At 63.8% G+C, this 24,977-nt stretch carries 25 protein-coding genes; 11 read left to right on the top strand and 14 right to left on the bottom strand.

The features are described from left to right. Window positions 1–233: 233 nt before the first annotated feature. The 4 genes from F8R15_RS04265 to F8R15_RS04250 form a co-directional block, all read right to left on the bottom strand. Window positions 234–494, bottom strand: a complete 261-nt coding sequence (locus F8R15_RS04265; RefSeq protein ID WP_078542044.1) for a DUF6455 family protein — start codon at window positions 492–494, stop codon at window positions 234–236. Then, window positions 494–787, bottom strand: coding sequence for a DUF6455 family protein (locus tag F8R15_RS04260; RefSeq protein WP_083075796.1), 294 nt, complete (start codon window positions 785–787; stop codon window positions 494–496). The genes F8R15_RS04265 and F8R15_RS04260 overlap by 1 nt, the downstream gene beginning before the upstream one ends. Window positions 788–863: 76 nt before the next feature. Continuing rightward, window positions 864–2,192, bottom strand: coding sequence for a DUF2254 domain-containing protein (locus F8R15_RS04255; protein WP_152843690.1), 1,329 nt, complete (start codon window positions 2,190–2,192; stop codon window positions 864–866). A gap of 99 nt (window positions 2,193–2,291) precedes the next feature. Continuing rightward, a complete protein-coding gene (locus F8R15_RS04250; RefSeq protein WP_152843689.1) occupies window positions 2,292–3,029 on the bottom strand; it encodes a M48 family metallopeptidase in 738 nt (245 codons plus the stop codon). Between the two features lie 142 nt (window positions 3,030–3,171). Here F8R15_RS04250 and F8R15_RS04245 point away from each other — a divergent pair, with 142 nt between their 5' ends. After that, window positions 3,172–3,438, top strand: coding sequence for a hypothetical protein (locus F8R15_RS04245; protein ID WP_078548415.1), 267 nt, complete (start codon window positions 3,172–3,174; stop codon window positions 3,436–3,438). A 27-nt stretch (window positions 3,439–3,465) separates the two neighbouring features. On the opposite strand, the gene F8R15_RS04240 is transcribed toward F8R15_RS04245, so the two are convergent. Continuing rightward, window positions 3,466–3,714, bottom strand: a complete 249-nt coding sequence (locus tag F8R15_RS04240; RefSeq protein WP_098411849.1) for a DUF167 domain-containing protein — start codon at window positions 3,712–3,714, stop codon at window positions 3,466–3,468. 108 nt (window positions 3,715–3,822) lie between these two features. On the opposite strand from F8R15_RS04240, the gene F8R15_RS04235 reads away from it, so the two are divergent. Together F8R15_RS04235 and F8R15_RS04230 are read left to right on the top strand one after the other, a co-directional pair. Then, window positions 3,823–4,425 (top strand): nitroreductase, encoded by a 603-nt coding sequence (locus tag F8R15_RS04235; protein WP_152843688.1) that lies wholly within the window; start codon window positions 3,823–3,825, stop codon window positions 4,423–4,425. After that, the gene (locus F8R15_RS04230) at window positions 4,422–5,117 is read left to right on the top strand and encodes an EI24 domain-containing protein (RefSeq protein WP_078548420.1); all 696 of its coding nucleotides are present in this window, start codon (window positions 4,422–4,424) and stop codon (window positions 5,115–5,117) included. Before F8R15_RS04235 ends, F8R15_RS04230 begins: the two co-directional genes overlap by 4 nt. A gap of 22 nt (window positions 5,118–5,139) precedes the next feature. On the opposite strand, the gene F8R15_RS04225 is transcribed toward F8R15_RS04230, so the two are convergent. The 3 genes from F8R15_RS04225 to mce all read right to left on the bottom strand — a co-directional run bounded on the left by F8R15_RS04225 (window position 5,140) and on the right by mce (window position 6,549). Next, window positions 5,140–5,715 carry a DUF4396 domain-containing protein gene (locus tag F8R15_RS04225; RefSeq protein WP_246831966.1) on the bottom strand — a complete coding sequence of 192 codons (576 nt, stop codon included), beginning with the start codon at window positions 5,713–5,715 and terminating at the stop codon, window positions 5,140–5,142. A gap of 160 nt (window positions 5,716–5,875) precedes the next feature. Further along, window positions 5,876–6,145: a DUF1467 family protein gene (locus tag F8R15_RS04220; RefSeq protein ID WP_078548424.1), complete on the bottom strand. Its 270-nt coding sequence runs from the start codon at window positions 6,143–6,145 to the stop codon at window positions 5,876–5,878. After that, window positions 6,145–6,549, bottom strand: a complete 405-nt coding sequence (gene mce, locus F8R15_RS04215) for a methylmalonyl-CoA epimerase (protein WP_078542051.1) — start codon at window positions 6,547–6,549, stop codon at window positions 6,145–6,147. Before mce ends, F8R15_RS04220 begins: the two co-directional genes overlap by 1 nt. A 169-nt stretch (window positions 6,550–6,718) precedes the next feature. Between mce and F8R15_RS04210 the strand changes: the two genes are divergently transcribed. After that, the gene (locus tag F8R15_RS04210) at window positions 6,719–7,429 is read left to right on the top strand and encodes a response regulator (RefSeq protein WP_152843686.1); all 711 of its coding nucleotides are present in this window, start codon (window positions 6,719–6,721) and stop codon (window positions 7,427–7,429) included. 68 nt (window positions 7,430–7,497) lie between these two features. Continuing rightward, on the top strand, window positions 7,498–7,974 hold the full coding sequence (locus F8R15_RS04205) for a hemerythrin domain-containing protein (protein ID WP_078520485.1): 477 nt from the start codon (window positions 7,498–7,500) through the stop codon (window positions 7,972–7,974). Window positions 7,975–8,128: 154 nt separating this feature from the next. Here the strand turns inward: F8R15_RS04205 and aspS are convergent, their stop codons facing one another. Beyond that, window positions 8,129–9,907 carry an aspartate--tRNA ligase gene (gene aspS / locus F8R15_RS04200; RefSeq protein WP_152843685.1) on the bottom strand — a complete coding sequence of 593 codons (1,779 nt, stop codon included), beginning with the start codon at window positions 9,905–9,907 and terminating at the stop codon, window positions 8,129–8,131. Window positions 9,908–10,150: 243 nt separating this feature from the next. Here aspS and F8R15_RS04195 point away from each other — a divergent pair, with 243 nt between their 5' ends. From F8R15_RS04195 to F8R15_RS04185, 3 genes are all read left to right on the top strand, one after another. Beyond that, entirely contained in the window at window positions 10,151–11,389 is a 1,239-nt protein-coding gene (locus F8R15_RS04195; RefSeq protein ID WP_078520487.1) for a cyclopropane-fatty-acyl-phospholipid synthase family protein, read from the top strand. Between the two features lie 182 nt (window positions 11,390–11,571). After that, window positions 11,572–14,901, top strand: a complete 3,330-nt coding sequence (gene carB, locus F8R15_RS04190) for a carbamoyl-phosphate synthase large subunit (protein ID WP_152843684.1) — start codon at window positions 11,572–11,574, stop codon at window positions 14,899–14,901. A gap of 141 nt (window positions 14,902–15,042) precedes the next feature. Continuing rightward, window positions 15,043–15,738, top strand: coding sequence for a porin (locus F8R15_RS04185; RefSeq protein ID WP_172976160.1), 696 nt, complete (start codon window positions 15,043–15,045; stop codon window positions 15,736–15,738). 54 nt (window positions 15,739–15,792) lie between these two features. Here the strand turns inward: F8R15_RS04185 and F8R15_RS04180 are convergent, their stop codons facing one another. The 4 genes from F8R15_RS04180 to F8R15_RS04165 form a co-directional block, all read right to left on the bottom strand. After that, a complete protein-coding gene (locus F8R15_RS04180) occupies window positions 15,793–16,623 on the bottom strand; it encodes a GH25 family lysozyme (protein WP_078520490.1) in 831 nt (276 codons plus the stop codon). A gap of 109 nt (window positions 16,624–16,732) precedes the next feature. Then, window positions 16,733–17,248, bottom strand: a complete 516-nt coding sequence (locus F8R15_RS04175; RefSeq protein WP_172976159.1) for an EF-hand domain-containing protein — start codon at window positions 17,246–17,248, stop codon at window positions 16,733–16,735. Between the two features lie 93 nt (window positions 17,249–17,341). Then, window positions 17,342–17,686: a carboxymuconolactone decarboxylase family protein gene (locus F8R15_RS04170; RefSeq protein ID WP_152843681.1), complete on the bottom strand. Its 345-nt coding sequence runs from the start codon at window positions 17,684–17,686 to the stop codon at window positions 17,342–17,344. Window positions 17,687–17,965: 279 nt separating this feature from the next. Further along, window positions 17,966–20,467, bottom strand: a complete 2,502-nt coding sequence (locus tag F8R15_RS04165; protein WP_078600238.1) for an FAD-dependent oxidoreductase — start codon at window positions 20,465–20,467, stop codon at window positions 17,966–17,968. Between the two features lie 369 nt (window positions 20,468–20,836). Between F8R15_RS04165 and F8R15_RS04160 the strand changes: the two genes are divergently transcribed. Beyond that, on the top strand, window positions 20,837–22,072 hold the full coding sequence (locus F8R15_RS04160; protein ID WP_253732385.1) for a PRC-barrel domain-containing protein: 1,236 nt from the start codon (window positions 20,837–20,839) through the stop codon (window positions 22,070–22,072). Between the two features lie 158 nt (window positions 22,073–22,230). On the opposite strand, the gene F8R15_RS04155 is transcribed toward F8R15_RS04160, so the two are convergent. Next, window positions 22,231–23,217 (bottom strand): D-glycerate dehydrogenase, encoded by a 987-nt coding sequence (locus tag F8R15_RS04155; RefSeq protein ID WP_078548458.1) that lies wholly within the window; start codon window positions 23,215–23,217, stop codon window positions 22,231–22,233. Window positions 23,218–23,401: 184 nt separating this feature from the next. Between F8R15_RS04155 and F8R15_RS04150 the strand changes: the two genes are divergently transcribed. After that, window positions 23,402–24,037 (top strand): SH3 domain-containing protein, encoded by a 636-nt coding sequence (locus tag F8R15_RS04150; RefSeq protein WP_253732383.1) that lies wholly within the window; start codon window positions 23,402–23,404, stop codon window positions 24,035–24,037. A 48-nt stretch (window positions 24,038–24,085) separates the two neighbouring features. After that, the gene (locus tag F8R15_RS04145) at window positions 24,086–24,970 is read left to right on the top strand and encodes a cation diffusion facilitator family transporter (RefSeq protein WP_078569933.1); all 885 of its coding nucleotides are present in this window, start codon (window positions 24,086–24,088) and stop codon (window positions 24,968–24,970) included. The last annotated feature ends 7 nt before the right edge of the window (window positions 24,971–24,977 follow it).

Raw genomic sequence — 24,977 nt, 5'->3', positions numbered from 1 at the left:
GGTGCCGCGCTCCCTCAACTCAGGGAGCGCGCATACCATTCGCAAGGCAAGTATTGTTCATCGCGGCCATCCAAGACCAAGGAGCCACACACGCGCAATGAAGCATTGTTGGTCTGCATGCGAAGAAATTACGCAAGCGAAGAACACGCAGATTTGAAAGGGCAATCGATCCGCTCTGCACGGGGGGACGCGACCGCCCCTCACATGCTTCGCGACGTTAACGGTGCGCTCAGTTATTGCAGGGCGCGCAGAGAGGTCAGAACCTCGTAATTGGGGCAATCCGTGGGGATGGCCTGCGGGCCTTCGCCCTTCTCCGCCAAAACAGCGAGGCAGAACTCGGTGCGTCCACAGGTGCGGCAGGTGGTGATCATCTCGGCGAAATCGGCTTGCGTGAGGAAGCCGTTATGCATCGCTTCGGAGATATTCACTCCAAGACGCCGCGCCATACCGCGCGTCACCCAGAAGTTCAGATCGATTTCGCTTTGCATTCCCATCATTCCACTCCTTGGGGTTCGGCGCCGACGGTGGCGCGGAGCCGCGACATCATCAGGCGGTTTTCGCAATAGGCGGGAGGTGCCTTCGCGGGGTTGCTTTGCGGGTCATGCTCGGCCAGCCAGAGCAGGCAGGCCCCGGCCTCGCGGCACTTGGTGCAGCGGATCAGCGCGTCTCTCCAGCCCTCGCCACTGAGCCGTCCGCTGGCCATTTCCATGCTGAGATCGCCGCCCATCTGCTGGGCCATCCGGTTCATCATCGCCGCGTGGCGATTGAGATGTTTGGCAGCGGTCATGGCGGCCTCCCTTGAACAGTCATCCCGGTGATGGGGGGACTCTGCCGTAGGGTCCGCAATTTCGATATGATTCAGATCAAGCGTTGCGATCCGAGGTATCGCCGTCGATTTCATGTCCGACATTGCAGTCCAGATCGGGCGCGAAGCGCGCGGCCAAAGCCTGCGCTTCCTCTGCGACCACGGCGCGGTCGCGCCTCAAGGTCATCGCGGATTGCGAATGGGCTGCGGCGCGCAGGGCCTGATGCGCGGCGGGACGGCCGAAGTGATCGGGATGCATTTCGGCTACGGCTTCCAACACTTCCTGCTGGCGCAGCGCGACCTCCAGATGCCCCGCCCCGTCGCGCCCGATCGCGGCGAAAGCGTCCTCGGTATATTGCTCGGGCATCACCGCGCGCACATAGACGCGGTCGAACACGCATTCGGGGCTATTCGGCGGGTGCCATTCGGCCAGCACCCTCGCCAGACGCCCCAGAATGTCGATCCCGGTACCGGGGTCGTTGATCGCCGGGGAGAGCGCGCGAGAGGCGATCTCGGCCAGCGCGATCAACCCGAATTGGGGGTCCTGATCATAGTCGCGGGCATGGTCGATGGTGAAGGCGTCGCGCGCGGCCTCTTCGATCTCCTCGCGGGTCTCGGTATCGCCCGGCAGCGCATCGCATTGGACCAGATGAGACGCCCCATGGACGAATTCGCCGGGCCGCGCGCAAAGCCAGATCCGGCAGTCATGCGCCTCGGCGACCTTTTGCAGCGCGCCCATATCGACATGCTGCACATGGCCGGTCCGCGTCGAGGTGATCCCGAAGACACCCACGGGCGGGTCTTCCCATTCCTTGCCGTCGAGCCACGGCCGCTCGCAGCGTGCCTTCAGAGCCGTGCTCGCCGCACTCTCGACGCGGCTGATCACGTCGCCCAAGCGTCCGAATTCGCTCAGATGCTGCACCCAGCGCAACAGCGAGATCACCACCATCGCCACCACGCCAAGCGTCACCAGCAGCAGGATGAACCGCCCCGAGTCGTCATAAACATCCGTCTCGAGCGCGATGATCCCGACCAGTGAAAAGACGAAAGAACCGATGAAGCTCGCCAGCACGTTCTGCGTGACGCGGTCGGTCTGCATCAGCTTGATCGCACGTGGCGTCGCCCCGGTCTGAGCCGAGCTGAACGCGGTGATCATGATCTGCAGAGAAAACGTGGTAACGGTCAGCATCGCGGTCGCGATGATCTTCAGGATCGGCTCCACCGAGCCCGCGCCCATCTTGTAGCCGAGATCCGGCGGCACGAGATAGCCGAAGCCCGCCGATCCCAACGCGGTCAGGACCCCCAGCACGCCGAAGGCCGTCACCCGCACCCAGATCTCGCGCAGGATGACCTTCAGCCGCCAGCGCAGTCGCGAAAAGATTGCCATTGGTTCTGTGTCCCCGTCCCCAGTTCCCGCGTCCCGGACCCGCCTTTGCCGGGGGCCTCTATGTCAAATCCCAAGTGCGCAGGCCCTGAACGGGTTCCCTCAGCTGCCCGCCGGGATCTTGCCCGCACGCAGCTGGGCGACGGTGTCGCGCACCACGTCGAAGCGCAGCTGATTGGGCGGATGGGTGCCCAGCGTCTTCTCGCCCGGATCGGGCAGGCGCAGGAAGAATTGCGCGCCTTTGAGCGGATCGTAGCCCGCATCCCATGTGATGATCGTGCCGAGCCGGTCGGCCTCCAGCTCGTAATCCTTGGAATAGAGCCGCGAGCCGATCTCGGCCCCGATCCGCCGCGCGCGCTGCACGGTCAGAGGATCGGCGCCCTGTGCCTGCACCGCACGGCCCAGATAGGCCGCGCCCACCGCGGCATCGCGTTCGCGCGCCGCGATATGACCCGCGATGTGATGGGCGGCCTCGTGGCCGATCACGAAGGCCAGTTCGTCGGCATTGCGCACCTCGGCGATCATCGCAAGCGTCACCCCGATCACCGGGCGACCCGAGCGATCGGTGGTCTGAAACGCATTCGCATCCAGATCGAGCCGGTCATCGACCACGAAGAGGTAGTCGCAGTTGAGCTTGCGCGTGCGCTTGCGGCATTCCTGCTCGATCTGTGGCTCCATCCGGTCGCCCACAGCGACCAGCCTCGACACGGCCACTTCGGCGCGTTGCCTGTCTTCGGGCGAGATTTCGGTCTGCGGCATAGGCGCCATCGTCGGCACGCAGCCCGAAAGCAGCGTCACGGCGAGCGACAGAATCACGAGGAGAAAACGGAAGGAAGGCATCGACGGGAAAGCGCCCCTGAAAGAGGATTTCCCCCAGCTTAGCGACTTGGCTCGCAGCAGCATAGCCTCCTGCACGTGATCGCCTGCAAGCGCCGGCGTGATTTCGCTTTTTCGGATCGAAAAGCCGCGCTAGCATGAGGGCATGTTTACCATCGAACACGAATTCGACGCGACCGTGATCACCCTTGTCGACGAGGGGACGGATCCGCTTGATTATCTGCAGGAAGACATCACGATCAGCTCCTTCGAGGACTGCGTCGTGGTCGAACAGCTCGACGAGCAGACCGAGCAGGTGCAGACAATCACCTTCAGCCATGCCCAGCTGCGCGAACTCGCGGCGGCGCTCAACCTGCCCGAAGGCGTCTATCGCCTGAAGCAGACCGGCAGCGCCTCCAGCGAGGACGGCTGAGGCCTCTGCCCGCGCCGCAGCGCCCGCTCAATCGAGGCGGAACACCTTGTCGCGCGCGGTCTGGCCCCGGATCAGCGTCAGCCGCGATTTCGCGACGCCCAACGCCTTTGCCAGCAATTTGACGACCGCCGCATTGGCCTTGCCGTTCTCCGGCACGACCGTGACATAGGCCCGAAGCCCCTCTTCGCTTTCCCGAATTTCGTTGCGCGACGCTTTCGGCGTCACGCGTAGCGCGATTTCGCTGCCTGGAATGGCAAGGTGGCTGAGATCCGTCATCGCGCCGCAGCATAGACCCTGCTCAATGGCGCACAAGCCAGTTGCCCATGCTGCGGTTGCAATCGCGCGCCGAGCGCCCGATATCTGGCGCAACAGACGGAGAATTTCATGACTGAACTGCCCGAAGTGAACCCGGCCGAACGCAATGACGCGGCGATGGCTTTCCTTCTGACCCGCCGGTCGCGCCCGGCCAAGACGCTCAAGGCCCCTGCCCCCGACGCGGCCGCGCTGCGCGAGATTCTGACCGCCGCCGCGCGCACCCCCGATCACGGGAAGCTGGAGCCGTGGCGCTTCATCACCATCACCCGCGAGGCCGCGCAGCGTCTGGGCAGCGAGGCCGAGACCCGCGCCAAAGCGCAGGGCCTGCCCGAAGACAAGATCGCCAAGGCGGGCAAGCAATTCCATGACAGCCAGCTTTGCGTGGCCGTGGTCTTCTCCCCCAAAGAGAGCGAGAAAGTCCCGCAGGTCGAGCAGCTCTATTCGGCGGGCGCGGTTTGCCTGTCGCTTCTGAACGCCGCCCTCGCCGCAGGCTGGGGCGCGAACTGGCTCACCGGCTGGGCCGCGCATGACGAGGCCTTCGGGCGCAAGGTGCTGGGCCTCGAGGAGGGCGAAAGCGTCGCGGGCTTCATCCATCTGGGCACCGAAGGCGTGCAGCCTCCCGAACGCCCCCGCCCCGACCTCGACGCGATCACGACGCGGATTTCGGAATGATCATCTCGAGCTATGTGAAAGCCTGGGCCGACCTGCTGCGGCCCGGTGCGATGAAAGTCGTGGGCTTCGGCGTGGCCCTCTCGCTGGGCCTTCTGGTCGCGATCTATGTGGCGATGGTGATGCTGATCGGCTGGCTGGTGCCGGACAGCTTCTCGCTGCCCTTCATCGGCGAGATCGGCCATATCGATACCGCACTATCGATCGTCTCGGCGGGCGTGATCCTGTTCGCCTCGATCTTCCTGATGGTGCCCGTGGCCTCCGCCTTCACCGGCTTCTTCCTCGAAGACGTGGCCGAGATGGTGGAGGACGTACATTACCCGACCCTGCCGCCGGTGCGCAAACTCACCTTCGCCGAAGGGATGCGCGACACGGTGCGGTTCTTCGGCGTGATCCTCGTGGCGAACATCATCGCGCTGATGATCTACCCCTTCGTGATCCCGCTGGCGCCGTTTCTGTTCTTCGGGCTGAACGGCTACCTTCTGGGGCGTGAATATTTCCAGATGGCGGCCTTCCGGCGGATGGAGCGCGAGGCGGCCTTGGAGCTTTACGAGCGCAACAAGGTCACCATCTGGGCCGCGGGCGCGCTGATGGCGGTGCCGCTGTCGATCCCGCTTGTGAACCTCTTCGTGCCGGTACTGGGCGCTGCGGGCTTCACCCACCTGTTCCACGCGATCACCGGTCGCCGCGGGTGACGGGGCGGCGCCAACGCGCCGCTCACATCTCTTCCTTGATGCCCTTGCGGATCAAGAGCCAGTTCACCGGGTAGGCGGTCACGAAACCCGCCATCATCGCGATCTGCATGGCGAACCAGAATTCCGGGTCGGCGGCGTTGATCTCGGCGCCCCAGAGCCCTTTGAACACGGCGAAATGGAAGATCGCCATCATCCCGTACATGCCGATCTGCCACGAGGTGAGCGAGGCCACGTCAGCTTTCGCCGCCTCTTTCAGGCCTTTGGCGAGGCCGAGCCCACGCATCGGCGCAATCGAGAAATATTGGAACACGATCCCGATCGCGAGGGCGAAGACATAATCGAGTCCCCAGACCGCAAAGATCTTGTCTTCCCAAAAACCCGGCCAGCCGAATGCGATCAGCACCGCAGGAACCGCGAGCGCGAGGTTCTCGGCCAGAATATCGCCGAGAGTGCAGCCTGCGCCGCAATGGAGCGTCCCCTTCGCGACCGAGACCGGGAAGGGCGCATTGCCATGCCCCGGAAAGCGGCCATGCAACCAGATGACCAGCGGTCCGCCGAACAATCCGCAAATTGGCCAGACCCACGCCATGATGGCCATATGCGGCGGGTTCCGACGAACTTGAACGAGAAGATAGAGAAATGAGAGAACGCCTACAGCAAGCGATAACCAGCTCAGAACGGTAAACCAGTTTGGTGTCATGGGAGGCTCCTTTCAATAACCTCCCAACTCGCTCCGCTTTACTGGGTTCCGCCAGTGTCTAGCGACGCAGCTGTCCGAAGAAGTCGATATCTTCCAAGGTGATGATCCCCGACAGCAGCACCGCCGCGATGATCGCCCAGAGCACGATGGTGACAACGGTGGTGATCTTCACCTTCGCGCCCAGATGCGCCTCGTGCGGCGCCCCTGCGGGGGTGCCCGGCACGACCTCGTCTACATCGCCTTGCGTCTTCAACCGCACCGGCAAGACCATGAAAAAGATCATGAACCAGATCACCGCGAAGAGGATGATGCCGCCTGTGAGGCTCATCAGACCTGCTCCAGTTCGACGAGGCAGCCATTGAAGTCTTTCGGGTGCAGGAACAGCACGGGCTTGCCATGCGCGCCGATCTTCGGCTCGCCATTGCCCAGAACCCGCGCGCCATCGGCCTTCAGCTTGTCGCGTGCCTCGATGATGTCCTCCACCTCGAAGCACATGTGATGGATGCCGCCTGCGGGGTTCTTTTCCAGAAAACCGTTGATTGGGCTGTCCTCGCCCAGCGGGTACAGAAGTTCGATCTTGGTGTTGGGCAGTTCGATGAAGACGACCGTGACGCCGTGATCGGGCTCGTCCTGCGGCGCGCCGACATTGGCACCCAGCGTGTCGCGATACTTGGCCGAGGCCGCCTCGAGGTCGGGCACGGCGATGGCGACATGGTTCAGGCGTCCGATCATCTGGGTCTCCTCCGGTAACACGGGCGTTAAAAGGCGTAGCCGGGCGCGCGGCTTCGCGCAAGCCTTGCGGGGACAGTTGTGAACCCGGTTCGGATTAACCCAGTGTTAGGCAATCTGCGCCCTACTGATCGGACAAGCCGAATCCGATCGCAGCCGAAGGGGCCATGACATGAGCGACACGATCCCGACCCTGACCCGCATGCCAACACCCGAACGCCCTCTGACCGGGCTGACGGTGCTTCTGGTGGAAGACAGCCGCTTCGCCTCGGAAGCCGTGCGGCTGTTGTGCCTGCGCTCGGGCGCGCGAATCCGGCGCGCCGATTGCCTCGCCTCGGCGGATCGGCATCTCAAGACCTATCGGCCATCGATCGTGATCGTGGATATGGGCCTGCCCGATGGCTCGGGAAGCGACCTGATCGCCGAGATACGCGGGACGCGCGGGCCGCATCCGGTGATTCTTGGCACCTCGGGCGACCCCGACCTGAAAAGCGCGGCCCTCGCGGCAGGCGCGGACGGGTTTCTGGAAAAGCCAATCGAAAGCCTCGCCGTATTCCAAGAAGCGATCCTGTCGACCCTGCCCGAAGAGATGCGACCGCTCGGCCTGCGCGCGCTTGCCGATCTTGTGATCGCGCCGGACCCGCTCGCGCTGCGCGACGACCTGCAGCACCTCTCGGAACTGCTGCGCGACACCAAGGGGGCCGACACGCGCGCCCTGCCCTATGCCGCGCATTTCCTTCATAGCATCGCGTGCTCGGCCCATGATGCGGCGCTGGAAGATGCGGCGCAGCGCCTGAGACGATCCGGCGGTCCCTCGCGCGAGGATATGACCCGGGTCACTCAGATCATAGATGCGCGGATCGCGGCGGCCGGGGCGTTCTGACGCAGCCGGGAACTGCCTGATCGACTTCGCGTTGCTCAAACAAGTCAACGCAACCGGAGGACAGCCCGATGAGCTCGATCTACGACGCCATCAAGCAAGATCACGACAATCACCGCGCCCTGATGAAGAAGATCGCCGATACGTCCGGCGACAGCGCAGAGCGCACGCAGGCGTGGAATGAGTTCTATTACGACATCAAGTCCCACGCCGCCGCCGAGGAAGAGACCTTCTATTCCAAGTTGATGACCAAGACCTGGGGTCAGGATTCGGCGCGGCACTCGGTCGAGGAACATGCCGAACTCGACGACCTGCTCGAAGAGCTCAACGAGATGGACATGGCGAGCCCCGGTTGGCTGAATAAGTTCCACAAGCTCGAGCATGACTACAATCACCACATGGACGAGGAAGAAGACGAAATCTTCGGCCGCGCCAAGGACGTGATCGACGAAAGCGAGATCGAGAATTACGGCGAGAAATTCCTCGAGCGTAAGAAGAAGGAAATGAAGCTGGTCGACGAGAAGAAGAAAGACAGTCTCGAAGACTGATCGGGGTTTTAGGCTCAGGGTGGCTCGGCTTCGGCCAGAGCCCCTTCGCCTTATCCTTCTGCACCTTTTGCGCTGGCGCGCTCCTCCGCCGCGAAAAACAAAAGGCCCCGCTCCATCCGGAACGGGGCCTTTTAAATGGGTAACCGTGCGAGGATCAGTCCTCTTGCGGTAGGACCCGCAGGCGCAACTCGCGCAGCTGTTCGTTCATCGGCTCCGACGGCGCGCCCATCATCAGGTCTTCGGCGCGCTGGTTCATCGGGAACATGATGACTTCACGAATATTCGCGGTATCGGCGAGGATCATCACGATCCGGTCGATGCCGGCGGCGCAACCACCGTGCGGCGGGGCGCCGTATTTGAACGCCTTGACCATGCCGCCGAAACGTTTCTCGACTTCGGAGGCCGGATAGCCCGCGATCTCGAACGCCTTGTACATGGTCTCGAGCTTGTGGTTCCGGATCGCGCCCGAGAGGATCTCGTAGCCGTTGCAGGCGAGGTCGTACTGGTAGCCTTTGACCTGCAGCGGGTCACCCTCCAGCGCCTCCATCCCGCCTTGTGGCATCGAGAACGGGTTGTGCGAGAAGTCGATCTTGCCCTCGTCATCAGCCTCGTACATCGGGAAGTCGACGACCCAGGCGAACTTGAACTTGGTCTTGTCGGTCAGGCCCAGCTCTTCGCCGATCACGTTGCGCGCACGGCCTGCGACGGCCTCAAAACTCGACGGTGCGCCGCCGAGGAAGAAGGCCGCATCGCCCTCGCCCAGCCCCAGCTGCGCGCGAACCGCCTCGGTCCGCTCGGGGCCGATGTTCTTGGCCAGCGGCCCGGCGCCTTCGAGCGAGCCATCCTCGCTCTTGCGCCAGAAGATGTAGCCCATACCCGGCAGGCCCTGCTCCTGCGCGAACTTGTTCATCCGGTCGCAGAATTTGCGCGAGCCGCCCGTGGGGGCCGGGATCGCGCGGATTTCGGTGTCGTCCTGCTCGAGCAGTTTCGCGAAAATCGCGAAGCCCGAGTCGCGGAAGTGATCGGAGACCACCTGCATCTCGATCGGGTTGCGCAGGTCGGGCTTGTCGGAGCCGTATTTCAGCATCGACTCGGCATAGGGAATGCGCGGCCAGTTCGAGTCGACCGTACGGCCATCGGCGAATTCCTCGAACACGCCCTGGATGACCGGCTGCATCACGTTGAAGATGTCTTCCTGCTCGACGAAGCTCATCTCGACGTCCAGCTGGTAGAAGTCGGTGGGCGAGCGGTCGGCGCGCGGATCTTCGTCACGGAAGCACGGCGCGATCTGGAAATACTTGTCGAAGCCGCCGACCATAATCAGCTGCTTGAACTGCTGCGGCGCCTGCGGCAGTGCGTAGAACTTGCCCGGATGCAGACGCGACGGCACGAGGAAGTCGCGCGCGCCTTCGGGCGACGACGCGGTGATGATCGGCGTCTGGAACTCGTTGAAATCGGCGTCCCACATGCGTTTACGCATGGATTTCACGACGTTGGAGCGCAGGATCATCTTGTCATGTAGGCTCTCGCGACGCAGGTCGAGGAAGCGATAGGACAGACGCGTTTCTTCGGGATATTCCAGCTCGCCGAAAACCGGCAGCGGCAGTTCCTCGGACTCGCCCAGAATTTCGATGTCGCGGACATAGACCTCGATCTCGCCGGTCGGAATCTTCGGGTTGATCAGGCTCTCGTCGCGCAGCTTCACGGTGCCGTCGATGCGGATCACCCATTCCGAGCGCGTTTTTTCCATCGTCTTGAAGGCGGGGCTGTCGCCGTCACAGAGCACCTGCGTCATACCGTAATGATCGCGAAGATCGATGAAGAGCACCCCCCCGTGATCGCGCACGCGATGGACCCAGCCCGCGAGGCGGACGGTCTCACCGGCGTTGGCGGCGCTCAGATCTGCGCAGGTATGGCTGCGAAAGGCATGCATGGGAGGCTCCCCGGATCGAGAATTGCGTATAGTCGCGCCGATACACCCGTTGAGCGCGCAAAAGTCAAGCTGTGCGGAGGCACACAGGCCCGTCTCGAGCAGTTCACGCGCGCGTGGCTCGAAAAAAGGTAAATTTTCGGTTAACTTCAGAGACAACGGGAACTTTGGTAATTTCACAAAGGTTGCCGTCATGAAGGCTAACGCTGGAGCCTGCCAAGCCCCGGCATGATCCGGAGAGACCATATGAGAGCTTGGGACTCGCTTCTCGACCGAATGTTGCGCCACCTGATCCGCAGGGGCACGCTTGAACTCGTCTATTCGGACGAGACGCTCAGACGCTATGGCGACGGCACCGGAGACCCGGTCCGCGTGACCATCGAAAACCCCGACGTGACGCGCAGGATCGTGCTGCGCCCCGATCTCGGGGTTGGCGAAGGATATATGAACGGCGACTACACGATCGCGAATGACGATCTGCGTGGCTTCCTCGCGCTTGCGATCCGCAACCAGACCGGATCCGGCATGCCGTGGTTCGAGAAACCGCGCGAGGCGAGCCGCTTCTTCGGACGCCGCTTCGCGCAGTTCAACCCGGTCAACAAGGCGCGCACCAATGTGGCGCATCACTATGACCTGTCGGGCGAGCTTTATGACCTCTTCCTCGATGAGGACCGGCAATATAGCTGCGCCTATTTCGAGCGCCCCGACATGACGCTGGAAGAAGCGCAGGAGGCGAAGAAACACCATATCGCCAAGAAGCTGTTGATCGAGCCGGGCATGACCGTTCTCGATATCGGCTGCGGCTGGGGCGGCATGGCGCTGACGCTGGCACGCGATTTCGGCGCGAATGTCGTCGGCGTGACGCTGTCCACCGAACAGCACGCGCTGGCCCGCAAACGGGTCAAAGAGGCCGGCCTCGAAGACAAGATCGACATCCGCCTGACCGATTACCGCGATGTGACCGACAAGTTCGACCGGATCGTCTCGGTCGGCATGTTCGAACATGTCGGCGTGCCGCATTACCGCGAGTATTTCTCGAAGGTGCGCGAGCTACTCAAACCGGGCGGCGTCTCGCTGATCCATTTCATCGGACGCTCGGGCCCCGGTGGCGCGACCGCCGATTTCATCACGAAATACATCTTCCCCGGCGGCTATTGCCCGGCCATGTCGGAAGCGTCGAATGCGGTCGAGCATGAAGGCCTCATTACCACCGACCTCGAGGTCTGGCGGCTGCATTACGCGGAAACCCTGCGCCATTGGTGCGATCGGTTCGAAGCGAATATCGACAAGGCCGTCGCACTTTATGACGAGCGGTTCTGCCGGATGTGGCGCTTCTATCTCGTGGCATCCGAGATGGCCTTCCGCCATGGCGGGCAAGTCGTGTTCCAGTATCAGCTGGCCCATGAGGTGGGCGACGTGCCGCTGACACGCGACTACCTCTATCGCGACGAAGACGAACAGGAACATCGGCTGGCCGCCGAGTAAGTCGCCCCCTCCCTGACCGGGCTGAAATCAGGCTGCGCTCCTCCCGGCGCGCGGCCTGACAGACTTGGGCGCACGCCCTCGCGTCACCCTGCAACCCGGCTATCGCGTCCTGACCCTCTTGCGACGCCTGACCCTTTGCGTATAAAGCGCCTCAATTTGCGCAGTGACCAGAGGGGATTCCCATGCCGAAGAGAACAGACATCACGTCAATCCTCATCATCGGCGCCGGGCCCATTGTGATCGGGCAAGCCTGCGAGTTCGACTACTCGGGCGCCCAGGCCTGCAAAGCCCTTCGCGAAGAAGGCTACCGCGTCATCCTCGTCAACTCGAACCCTGCGACGATCATGACCGATCCGGGGCTCGCCGACGCCACCTATATCGAACCGATCACCCCGGAAGTCGTCGCCAAGATCATCGAGGCCGAGCGCCCCGACGCGGTGCTGCCGACGATGGGCGGCCAGACCGGCCTGAACACCGCGCTGGCGCTGGCCGATATGGGCGTGCTGGAGAAATTCGGCGTCGAGCTGATCGGTGCGAACCGCGACGCGATCGAGATGGCCGAAGACCGGAAGCTCTTCCGCGAGGCGATGGACCGGATCGGCCTCGAGAACCCGAAAGCGACCATCGTGTCCTCGCCCAAGCGCGAGAACGGCACCTATGACGTCAATGAAGGCGTGCGTCAGGCGCTGCTCGAACTCGAACATATCGGTCTGCCCGCGATCATCCGCCCCGCCTTCACGCTGGGCGGCACCGGCGGCGGCGTCGCCTATAACCGCGAAGATTACGAGCGCATCTGCCGCTCGGGCCTCGACGCCTCCCCGATGAGCCAGATCCTCGTCGACGAGTCGCTGCTGGGCTGGAAAGAATTCGAGATGGAGGTCGTGCGCGACAAGGCCGACAACGCCATCATCGTCTGCGCCATCGAGAACGTCGATCCGATGGGCGTCCATACCGGCGACTCGATCACCGTGGCGCCCGCGCTGACGCTGACCGACAAGGAATACCAGATCATGCGCAACGGCTCGATCGCCGTGCTGCGCGAGATCGGCGTCGAGACCGGCGGCTCGAACGTGCAATGGGCGATCAACCCCGAAGACGGCCGCATGGTCGTGATCGAGATGAACCCGCGCGTGTCGCGCTCCTCGGCGCTGGCTTCCAAGGCCACCGGCTTCCCGATCGCCAAGATCGCCGCGAAGCTGGCCGTTGGCTACACGCTGGACGAACTCGACAACGACATCACCAAGGTCACGCCCGCCTCGTTCGAGCCGACCATCGACTATGTCGTCACCAAGATCCCGCGCTTCGCCTTCGAGAAATTCGCAGGCTCCAAGCCCGAACTGACCACCGCGATGAAATCGGTGGGCGAGGCAATGGCGATCGGCCGGACCTTCCACGAATCCGTGCAGAAAGCGCTGGCCTCGATGGAGACCGGCCTGAGCGGCTTCGACGAGATCGAGATCGAAGGCGCGCCCGAGAAGGCCGCCGTCATCAAGGCGATCTCGCAGCAGACGCCCGACCGGATGCGCCTCATCGCACAGGCGATGCGCCACGGGCTGACCAATGACGAGATCCAGCACGCGACCTCGTTCGATCCGTGGTTCCTCGCCCGGATCCGCGAAATCGTCGAAGCCGAGAACGAGATCCGCAAGAAGGGCCTGCCGCTCGACGAGAAGGGCCTGCGCAATCTCAAGATGATGGGCTTCTCGGATGCACGTCTTGCCACGCTGACCGGCCGCGACGAAGCGCAAGTCCGCCGCGCCCGCCGCAACCTCGGCGTCACCGCGGTTTTCAAGCGCATAGACACCTGCGCTGCCGAATTCGAGGCGCAGACGCCCTACATGTACTCGACCTATGAAGCCCCCGCGATGGGCGAGGTCGAATGCGAGGCACGGCCATCCGACAACAAGAAAGTCGTCATCCTCGGCGGCGGTCCGAACCGGATCGGCCAGGGGATCGAGTTCGACTATTGCTGCTGCCACGCCTGTTTCGCGCTGACCGATGCGGGTTACGAGACCATCATGGTCAACTGTAACCCCGAGACCGTGTCGACTGACTACGACACCTCGGATCGCCTGTATTTCGAGCCGCTCACGCTGGAACATGTGCTCGAAATCCTGCGGGTCGAGCAGGATAACGGCACGCTGCACGGCGTGATCGTCCAGTTCGGCGGCCAGACGCCGTTGAAACTCGCGAACGCGCTGGAGGCCGAAGGCATCCCGATCCTCGGCACCACGCCCGACGCGATCGACCTCGCCGAAGATCGCGAGCGGTTCCAGGACTTGCTCAACCGTCTGGACCTGAAGCAGCCCGTCAACGGCATCGCAAGCTCGGACGAGCAGGCCTTCGAGATCGCGGGCCGCGTCGGCTATCCGCTGGTGATCCGCCCCTCCTACGTGCTGGGCGGCCGCGCGATGGAGATCGTGCGCGACCTCGACCACCTCAAGCGCTACATCAAGGAGGCCGTCGTGGTCTCGGGCGACAACCCGGTGCTGCTCGACAGCTATCTGGCCGGCGCGATCGAGGTCGACGTGGATGCGCTCTGCGACGGCGAAAGCGTCCATGTCGCGGGCATCATGCAGCATATCGAGGAAGCTGGCGTCCACTCGGGCGACTCGGCCTGCTCGCTGCCGCCCTACTCGCTTTCGCCTGAGATCGTGGCCGAGCTGAAGGTGCAGACCGAGAAGATGGCCAAGGGCCTCAACGTGGTCGGCCTGATGAACGTGCAATTCGCGATCAAGGACGGCGATATCTACGTACTCGAGGTCAACCCGCGCGCCTCGCGCACCGTGCCCTTCGTCGCGAAAGCCACCGACTCGGCCATCGCGTCAATCGCGGCGCGCCTGATGGCGGGCGAGAAGCTGTCGGCCTTCCCGGCACGCCCGCCCTACCCCGAAGGCGTCGGCCCCGACACGCCGCTGCCCTTCGCCGATCCGCTGACGCTGGCCGATCCGCAAACGCCGTGGTTCTCGGTCAAGGAAGCCGTGCTGCCCTTCGCCCGTTTCCCGGGCGTCGACACGCTGCTCGGCCCGGAAATGCGCTCGACCGGCGAGGTGATGGGCTGGGATCGCGACTTCCCTTCGGCCTTCTGGAAAGCCCAGCTCGGCGCGGGCACCGTGCTGCCCGAAAGCGGCCGCGTGTTCTTCTCGATCAAGGACTCCAATAAGACCGACGATCTGGCCGAAGCCGCCGCCTCGCTGGTCTCGATGGGCTTCACCATCGTCGCGACCGGCGGCACCGCCGCATGGCTCGCCGAGCATGGCGTGGAAAGCGAGAAGGTTCTGAAGGTCTATGAGGGCCGCCCGAATATCGTCGACCGGCTGAAGAACGACGAGATCGACCTCGTCTTCAACACCACCGATGGCAGTCAGGCGATCTCGGACAGCCGCGACATCCGCGCGGTCGCGCTCTATGACAAGATCCCCTACTTCACCACCGCCGCCGCCTCCATCGCCGCCGTCTCGGCGATCAAGAGCCGCAAAGAGGGCGAAGTGAGCGTGCGTTCGCTGCAATAAGCTACGGACACAATTAGAGAAATGATGTGACTCGCGGAACACGGTTTCCGCGAGTTTCTTTTTTCAACCCGGGGGTGATCTTGCCGCGCCTCGGTGGCTCACGCATGGCTAAAGCCTAAAAACAATTTCATGAGGCAAGTTATGAACAAATGCGTTTTCGCAGCCGCGGTCCTTTTCGCGGCGCTCCCGCAAATCTCCAGCGCGGCTGAAATCACCGGCGGCACCGTCGGCATCGGCTTTTCGCAATTCACCGATGACGGCGATCTCGACAAGACCTCGGCCACCGGCTCGCTCGAAGTCGGGTTCAACCGGCAATTCTCGCTGCAAGGCGATCTGGCTTTCGCGAGTTTCGGCGCAAGCGACACCGACGCCAACAACGTCGCACTTCACGCGATCTACCACGCCGGTCCGACCACCTCCTTCGGCGCCTTTGCGGGCCACGACCACGCCGAAGGCGCAGGGATGGATTACTATGGCCTCGAAGCGGGCCATTCCTACGGCCAGTTTGGCGGCGAAGCTTATGTCTCGCACGCCAAGGAAGACGGCGTCAGCGGCAACCTGTTCGGCCTGTCGGGGCGCTATGCAGTCAACGACGCGTTCGGCGTGACTGCGGGCTATGACCATATCGACGTCGAGAGCTTCGACGCGAACCGCACGCAGATCGGCGTCGACTACAAGCTCGGCAACGTGACGCTGAGCGGCGATTTCGGCCATGCCGATGGCGACGAACTGGGGTCGAGCAACTACGTCTCGGTCGGTGCGACCTTCGCCTTCGGTCCGCAGCGGCGCACCACGTTCAAGCAGCGTGATCTGATCCGCGTCATCCCCGGTCTCTGACCGCGACGCGCTTGCAGGGGAAAGGCGGCCTTCCGGGGCCGCCTTTTTTTATGCTCACGCCCGCTGCGCCCGCCGCGCGAGCCAGCTTTGCCACGCGGCCGGAGAGCCCGCGAAGGCGTTCATGTCCACGTTCCCCGGTACGCCCGGCACGACACCCGTGCCGCTATACTGCCAGAAGCTCCAATCGGCGCCGGGGTAGCGCTCCATCGGGTGCGCGGTGACCGAGCGCAGCCACATCTCATAGCCGGAGAAGCGCGACAGATCGTTATCCCGCCAGAAATCGATCGTCGTGTAGATCACCGGTCGCGTGCCGTAATGCCGCGTCAGGGCCGCGAGGAAGCGGTGCATCTCGGCGCGAGTGACATGGGCCGCGGGGCGACGCTGGCAGGTGCGCGAGGTGTGGTTCCACTCGATATCCAGCACCGGCGGCAGATCGCCCCGGCGGCGCGGCACGTTGCGGATATACCAATCGGCCTGCTCTTCGGGGGAGCGGCAGAAATAGTAGAAGTGATAGGCCCCGACCGGCACGCCCGCCGCCCGCGCGCGGGTCGCGTTGATGTGGAAACCCGGATCGGAGTGATCGCCGCCCTCGGTCGCCTTGAGCCACGCGAAGGACACCCCCGCCGCGCGCGCCCGGCGCCAGTCGATCTCACCCTGATAGCGCGCCGCGTCGATCCCGTGGACCGGCAGCCGCGCCGGCGCCAGACCTTCCCAATCATGCGGATCGGTATCGCCGAAGCGCGCGGGGATGCCGCTCGCCCGGTAGTTCGAGGCCGACAGCACCGCCGGACGCATCAATTTGGCCTGCTTGCCGCTGGGCGCGCCGCCGCAACCCGCCAAGGCCAAGGCTGCGCCCGAGACGAAGAACCTGCGCGAAATCCCCATGCTCACTCCCCCGTGATTTTTTCCCAGCCTCTCATGCAAACGCCCGCCTGTCATCGCTGACAGGCGGGCGTCTTTTGACATCGGCGAGGCTTCGCCTAAAGCGTTTGGGTCAGCTCCGGGGGCCGAAATCGGCCTTGGTCAGCACGCCATCACCGTCGCGATCGCGCATCGCGAACCACTGATCGGTGCCACTCACGAATTCCGCGCGCGAGATCACCCCGTCGCCATTCGCATCGAAGGCCCGCAGCCCCTCGGCGGTCGGGATATCGTGGCCCGCGCGCATCGCGTTGCGGCCCTGACCCTGTCGCTTGCCGGGCCCCTGCCCCATGCCCTCGGGCATCTGATGCCCCGGACCTTTGCCAGCCTCGCGCTCCATTTCCTTATGCTCGTCGATCATCGCGATTTCCGCGACGGAGTAAGTGTCATCCTCGTTCGCGTCGAACATCGTGAAAATGTCGCCGCGCCGCTCTCGGGCTTCCGCCAGCGTGACGCCGCCATCGCCATCGAGATCCCATTGCAGGAGAAATTCCTGCCCCGGCACCGGGGCGCTTTGCGCGAAACCCGGAGCCGCACCGAGCAGCAGTGCCGCGGCAAACGGGGCGGCGAGAGAAGAGATGCGTTTCATCTGTCTGTCCTTCATGAGATATGTCGTGAATGAAACGAAACGGCCCGCGCCTTTCCGGCGCGGGCCTGACAACATGTCGCAGAGCGGGACAGTTCAGCCTTTCGCGGCGGCCAGCTCGTCCCAGCAGGCCAGCGCGTGACCGGCATACATCACCCCCGGGCCACCGCCCATCTGGATCGCCATGGCGAGCACGTCGCCCAGCTCCTCACGCGTGCCGCCCGCCTTCATCAGCGCCTCGACATGGAACATGATGCAGGGCTCGCAACGCAGCACGACCGCCACGCCGAGCGCGATGAATTCCTTGGTCTTCACATCGAGCGGCCCGTTCTCCTTCACGGCCTTCGACAGCACGCCAAAGCCGCCGACAGCGTCGGGGATCGTCTTGTTCATCACGCGTAGCTCGTTGCGCATCTCGTCGATTTTCGCCTTGTAGCTCATCGCAGGTCTCCTTCGCATTTCGTCCCTCGCGGCGTGACACGGGGCACGGGCGAAATCCTTGACCTGCGTCAAGCCAAAGGGATGGCGCTGCGTGATGTGACCAAAGTTGAGGGGGCTCCGCCCCCGGCGCGAGACTCGCGCCTCCCCCGGGATATTTTCACCAAGCCGAAGACAGCAGTATTTTCCCCTTCGCCTTGGTGCAAATATCCCGGGGGGTGAATTCGCGCAGCGAAAAGGGGGGCAGCGCCCCCCTTCTCCGGTCTCAATCGCTAGACAGGCTCAGCCGTCGACGCGGATGCGCGCGTTGCTCGGGTCGTGCGGGCTGTCCTCGGTCACTTCCGCCGGATAATCGGCGCCGAGGATGCGCACGGAAAGCTTGGTGCCCGGTTCAGCCAGATCGGGGCGCACATAGCCCATCCCGATCTGCTTGCCGAAGGCCACCGACCAGCCGCCCGAGGTCAGACGCCCGACCTTCTCGCCATCCTGTTTGATGACTTCCTTGCCCCACGGGTCAGCGTCGTCCGGCCCGTCGATCAGAAGCGTCACGCATTTCGAGCGGATGCCGGTGTCGAGCATCGCCTGCTTGCCGGTGAACTCCTTCTCGAGGTCGATGAAGCGGTCGAGACCGGCTTCCTGCGGGGTCGCGTCGCGGCCCAGCTCGTTGCCGAACGCGCGATAGCTCTTCTCCTGACGCAGCCAGTTCTGCGCGCGCGCACCCACCAGCTTCATCCCGTGCTTCTCGCCCGCCTCGACCAGCAGATCCCAGAGGTAGCGGCCGAATTCGACCGGGTGATGCAGTTCCCAGCCCAGCTCGCCCGTATAGGCCACGCGCACGGCGCGGACCGGGCACATGCCCAACTCGATATTGCGCATCGAGAGCCACGGGAAGCGCTTGTTCGACAGAACCGTCTCCGGATAGGCGTCCTTGACCACCTCCTGCAGAATCTTGCGCGCATTGGGGCCCGCCAGCGCGAAGACGCCCCATTGGGTGGTCACGTCGTGGCAATCGACATAGTCGCCGCCCGCCGCGCGGAAATCCTCGATCGATTTACGCAGGAAGTCGCCGTCGTAATCGGTCCAGGCGCCCGCCGAGATCAGGTAGTACTCGTCCTCGGCCAGACGCACGATCGTGTATTCGGTGCGGGTCGTGCCGGCTTCGGTCAGCGCGTAGGTCAGGTTGATCCGTCCCACCTTCGGCAGCTTGTTGCAGGTGAAGGCATCGAGGAAAGCCGTCGCGCCGGGGCCGCGCACCATGTGTTTGGTGAAGGCGGAGGCGTCGATCAGACCGGCGGTGTCGCGCAGCGCCTCGGCCTCGTCCTTGGCATATTGCCACCATTCTCCGCGACGGAACGAGCGGCTGTCATGGTCGAAGCTCGAGGGCGCATCCTTGGGGCCGTAATAGTTCGGGCGTTCCCAGCCGTTGGTCTGGCCCATCTGCGCGCCCGCCGCGATCTGGCGGTCATAGGCGGGAGCGGTTCGCAGCGGACGGCAGGCTTCGCGCTCTTCATCGGGGTGGTGCAGGATGAAGACGTGCTCGTAGGCCTCTTCGTTCTTGCGCGCCGCGTATTCGGTGGTCATCCAGCTGCCGTAACGCTTGGGATCGAGGCTCGCCATGTCGATCTCGGCCTCGCCTTCGACCATCATCTGCGCGAGGTAATAGCCGGTGCCGCCCGCAGCGGTGATGCCGAAGGAGAAACCTTCCGCCAGCCACATGTTGCGCAGGCCCGGCGCGGGGCCGACCAGCGGGTTGCCGTCGGGGGTGTAGCAGATCGGGCCGTTGAAATCGTCCTTCAGGCCGACTTCCTCGGAGGTCGGCAGACGATGGATCATCGACATGTATTCTTCTTCGATGCGCTCCAGATCGAGTTGGAACAGATCGGCGCGGAAGGTCTCCGGCACATCATAGAGGAAGCGCGCGGGCGCGTTGCGCTCGTAGGGGCCGAGGATCCAGCCGCCGCGTTCCTCGCGGACATACCATTTCGCATCGGCATCGCGCAGCACCGGGTGCTCGGGGTTACCCTCGGCGCGCCATTTGACCAGCGCCGGGTCGGCGTCGGTGACGATGAACTGGTGTTCGACCGGGATCGCGGGAATCTTGATGCCCAGCAGGCGCGCGGTGCGCTGCGCGTGGTTGCCGGTGCAGGTCACGACGTGTTCGGCGCGGATTTCGATCTCTTCGCCGGAGCCGACGAGGTTGCCGCCCTTCTCGACCATCTTCTCAAGCGTCACGACCCATTCCGAGCCGGTCCAGCGATAGGCGTTGACCTGCAGCTTGCGCGCGATCTCGGCGCCGTGCTGACGCGCGCCCTTGGCCATCGCCTGCGTCACGTCGGCGGGGTTGATATAGCCGTCCTGCGGGTGGAACAGCGCGCCTTTGAGGTCTTCGGTGTTCAGGAGCGGCCAGCGCTCCTTCATCTGCGCGGGCGTCAGGAACTCGTGATAGACATCCGCGGTCTCGGCGACGGAGGAATAAAGCTTGTATTCGTCCATCCGCTCTTGCGTCTGCGCCATGCGCAGGTTGCCCACGATCGCGAAGCCCGCGTTCAGCCCGGTCTCGGCTTCCAGCGTCTTGTAGAAATCGACCGAGTATTTATGGATGTGGGTCGTCGCGTAGCTCATGTTGAAGAGCGGCAGCAGACCCGCCGCGTGCCAGGTCGAGCCCGAGGTCAGCTCGTCGCGCTCGATGAGCAGCGTGTCCCAGCCTGCCTTGGCAAGATGGTAGGCGACACCGCACCCGACTGCGCCGCCACCGACGACCAAAGCTTTCACATGGGATTTCATCGCGGGGCCTCCTTGCCGATACGGACGTAGGGGCAGATTGACCCTCATATTCGCAAACGCAATCCGATCCGGGCGACATTCGCGCGACAAAAACGACAAAAGCGCACGCGCGGCGCTTCGGGGGCGCGGCGCCTGCTCGGTGGGGCCCGTTTATGAAAGCTCAAGCCCCATTGGATGCGCGCAAACCCGGTGATGACGCTTCCGTGAGGCGAGTCGCGAATCCGTGTTTGGTTCCCACGATTTGTAAAAATTTTTCCCCTATTTGCACAGGAACTGTGCGCCGTTTCACCAGTTCTCAGACCATCAGAGGCCGGGGAAACCGGAAACCGGGACCGACGCGCCTCACTTAAAACGAAAGGGAGACGAGATATGAAAAAGCTCATCACCACTACCGCCATCGGCCTGATGCTTGCCCTGCCCGCACATGCCGAAGACAAAGCAAATGCAAACGCGACGGCTGAAGCCAACGCGAACGCTTCGGCCAACATGTCGGGCGACATGTTCATGAAGTCGATTCCGGATTCCTTCAACGCCTCGGGCCTCATGGGCAAGCGCGTCTACATCTCGAAGGACAAGGTCGACGCGAAGACCGCGATCAACGAAGCGCAGGACAGCTGGGATGACGTTGGCGAAGTCAGCGACGTCGTGATCGGCACCAATGGCGAAGTCGATGCCGTCCTCGTCGACGTGGGTGGTTTCCTCGGCATTGGCGAGAAAACCGTCGCGATCTCGATGGATTCGCTCAACCTGATCCCCGATGGCGACACCGACAATTCCTATTTCGTCGTCGCTCAGGGCAGCAAGGACCAGCTGGACCAAGCGCCGAAATATGACGCCGAAATGCAGACCGCGTTCAGCGCGGACGCCAATGGCGACATGAACGGCAACGGCGAAGATATGCAGAACGCCGACGCGTCGCAGAAGATGGATGAGGCTGGCGATAACGCCGAAGCCGCTGCCGCTGCTGCAGGCGCCGCTGCGAACGAAGCTGCCGACAAGACCGCTCAGGCTGCCGACAACGCAGGCGAAGCGATGGACAACGCCGCCGAGAACACTGCCGACGCCGCTCAGAACGCCGCGCAGGAAACCGAGCAGGCGATGAACAACGCTGGCGACAAGACCGAAGAGATGGCGAAAGACGCCGCTCAGAACACCAAGGAAGCTGCAAACGCGACTGGCCAGGCCGTTGAAAACGCGGCTGACAACGCTGGCGAAGCGACCAAGGAAGCCGCGAATGAAACCGGCAACGCGATCGACGACGCTGTCGACAGCACTGCCGCTGCCGTGGGCACCATGGGTCAAGCTGACCAGGAAGACGGCCAGAAGGTCGATATCGCTTCGGTCGCTCCCGACACGCTGCGTGGTGAAGGCGTCTATGGCCCGAACGACGACAAGGTCGGCGACGTGTCCGAGCTGGTTCAGGGCAACGACGGTAAAGTCTCGGGCGTCGTGATCGACGTGGGTGGCTTCCTCGGCATTGGCGCCAAGCCGGTCGAAATCAAGGCGAGCGAGCTGACGGTTCTGCAGAACGACACCTCGATCACCGTGCATACCGGTCTGACCGAAGAGCAACTGAAGAAGCTTCCGAAATACGAAGCGAAGTAATCTTCGGATGATGTGACGGAGAGCCGGGGGCAGCCCCTGCTCCCAGCGAAGGCCCCGGGAATTTCCCGGGGCCTTTCGTCATCTCTGGACCGACACAACCGAAGCCCAAATGAAAAGGCCCCGGATCTCACCGGGGCCTCAAAACAGTTTCGCGCGGATCAGGTCATCGACGGCACGACCAGATCCGGCGGGCGGTGCCCGTCGGCGAAGGTCTTGATGTTGACCAGAACCTTCTCGCCCATCTCCACGCGCCCCTCGACGGTGGCCGAGCCCATATGCGGCAGCAGCACCACGTTCGACAGCTCGCGCAGCCGCGGATTGACCTCGGCGCCGTGCTCGAACACGTCGAGCCCGGCCCCGGCCAGCTCGCCCGCGCGCAACGCCCGGGTCAGCGCGTTCTCGTCGATCACCTCGCCCCGCGAGGTATTCACGATCACCGCCTCGGGCTTGAGCATCTTCAACCGCCGCGCGTTGAGCAGGTGGAAGGTCGAGGGCGTATGCGGGCAGTTCACCGAGATCACGTCCATCCGGCTCACCATCTGATCGAGGCTGTCCCAGTAGGTCGCTTCCAGCTCCGCCTCGATATCGGGATGAACCTTGGTCCGGTTGTGATAGTGGATCTGCATCCCGAAGGCCTTGGCGCGCCGCGCCACCGCCTGACCGATCCGGCCCATGCCGAGAATGCCCAGCCGCTTGCCGCCGATGCGATGGCCCATGAAGGCGGTGGGCGCCCAGCCTTCCCAATTGCCCGCCTGCATATGCGCGAGCCCCTCGGGAATGCGCCGCGTCACCGCCAGCATCAGCGCGATGGTCATATCGGCCGTGTCATCGGTGACGACGCCCGGCGTATTCGACACCAGCACCCCACGCTGACGCGCCGAGGAGACGTCGATATGATCGACCCCGGCACCGTAATTCGCAATCAATTTCAGACGCTCGCCGGCCTGCGAGATCATCGACGCGTCGATCCGGTCGGTCACGCAAGGCACGAGAACGTCGGCGCGTTTCATCGCTTCGACCAGTTCCTCCCGGCTCATCTTGCGATCGTCGTGATTGAGCTCGACCTCGAACAATTCCTTCATCCGGGTCTCGACGACCTCGGGCAGGCGTCGCGTCACGACAACACTCAGGCGCGGTGCAGGCATCTCGGTCCTCTCCTCTCTTCCATCGCGGGGCGGTTGGATGCAAACTGCCCCTCAACGCGGGCAGGCACAAGGCCCGGCAAGAGCAGTAATGGCCGAAATCGACATGGGAGCGCAATTTTATTGCGCGTCGGATGTTGCAGACCCGCGGATCAGCCAGCGGGCGGGCCGGGATATGAGGCGGACGATGACGGGCAGCAAAATCCTCGCGGCGGTATCCTCAATTGCGATTCTGGTAGGCGCAATCTGGAGCGTGTCGGGCAATGCCTCGGGCGCGCAGTCGAAACCCGACGCTTCCCAGCCTGCGCCATCCGCGCAGACCAACAAGCCCCAAGCGAAACCTGTAGCGAAGCCCGCGACCGACGGTCCCGACGTGCAACTGTCGAAGCCCCAGCGCCGCGGCCCGGTCACTCATCTGCCGATCCCGCGCTATGTCTCGCTCAAAGGCTCCAAGGGCAATGTGCGCCGCGGCCCGTCGCTGTCGCACCGGATCGACTGGGTCTTCACCCACCCCGGCATGCCGTTGAAAGTCACCGCCGAATTTGGCCATTGGCGGCGCGTCGAGGATAACGAAGGTCAGGGCGGCTGGATTCACTACACGCTGATCTCGGGCGTGCGCAACGTGATCGTCATGCAGGACATGGTGTCGCTCCACGCCCGCCCCGACCCGAAATCCGCAGTCACCGCCAAGGCGCAGGCCGGCGCGATCGCGGGCCTCGGCGCCTGTACCCACGATTGGTGCGAAATCGAGGGCTCGGGCGCGGATGGCTGGCTGCCGAAAACCGAAATCTGGGGTGTCGACCCCGACGAGACCCGTGACTGAGACGCTCACCTGCGCTAGAGGATCGGCGCAAAGGTAGAGACGGCAGCGATGGCCTATAGCGAAAACGAACACCGGATGAACACCTCGGCGGGTCTGGCCTCGGTCGGCACCGCAGCACTGCTCGTGGCGATCAAGGCCTGGGCGCTATGGCAGACGGGCGCGCTCTCCGTGGGCGCCTCGCTCGCCGACAGCGCGGTGGACCTGTTGATCTCGGGCGCGGGGCTGCTGGCGATTCTCTATGCCGCGAAGCCCGCCGATGACGATCACGCCTTCGGGCATAGCTCGGCCGAAGACCTCGCAGCCCTCGGTCAGGCGCTGATCGTGCTGGGCGCGGGCATCACGATCGGCATCACCGGCGTTCAGCGCCTGCTGGCCCCGACCCCGCCCCCGCTTGCCGCCGAAGGTGTTGGGATCGCGGTCATGGTCGCCTCTGCGGCGATCACCTTCGGCCTGATCTGGTGGCAGGGCCGCGTGGCGCGCAAGACCGGCAACAAGGTCGTCGCCGCCGACCGGCTGCACTATGTGGGCGATCTGCTGCCGACACTGGGCGCGATCCTCGCGCTCTGGCTGTCACATGCGTTCGGTTGGGGCGACGTGGACAGCATCGTCGCCCTGATCGCCGCGGCGATCATGCTAGCCGGCGCGGCAAAGATCTTCATTGGCGCATGGCACGCGCTGATGGACCGCGCGGCCCCTGACGACGTGATCGAAGGCATCGCCAAGATCGCCCGCGACTGGCCCGGCGTGCGCGGCTTCCACGATCTCAAGACCAGGACGGCAGGCGCGCAGATCTTCGTGAATCTGCATATCGAACTCGATGGCGACCAAACGCTGGAAGAGGCCCATGACATCGGCGCCGCGCTCAAACGCGCCATCGTCGAAGCCTATCCGCAGGCCGACGTCATCATCCACAAGGACGTCTATCGGGGCTGAGCGCGGA

Source organism: Thioclava sp. JE_KL1 (assembly GCF_009296265.1).
Lineage (GTDB): Bacteria > Pseudomonadota > Alphaproteobacteria > Rhodobacterales > Rhodobacteraceae > Thioclava.
This window is presented reverse-complemented; position numbering and strand designations above follow the sequence as displayed.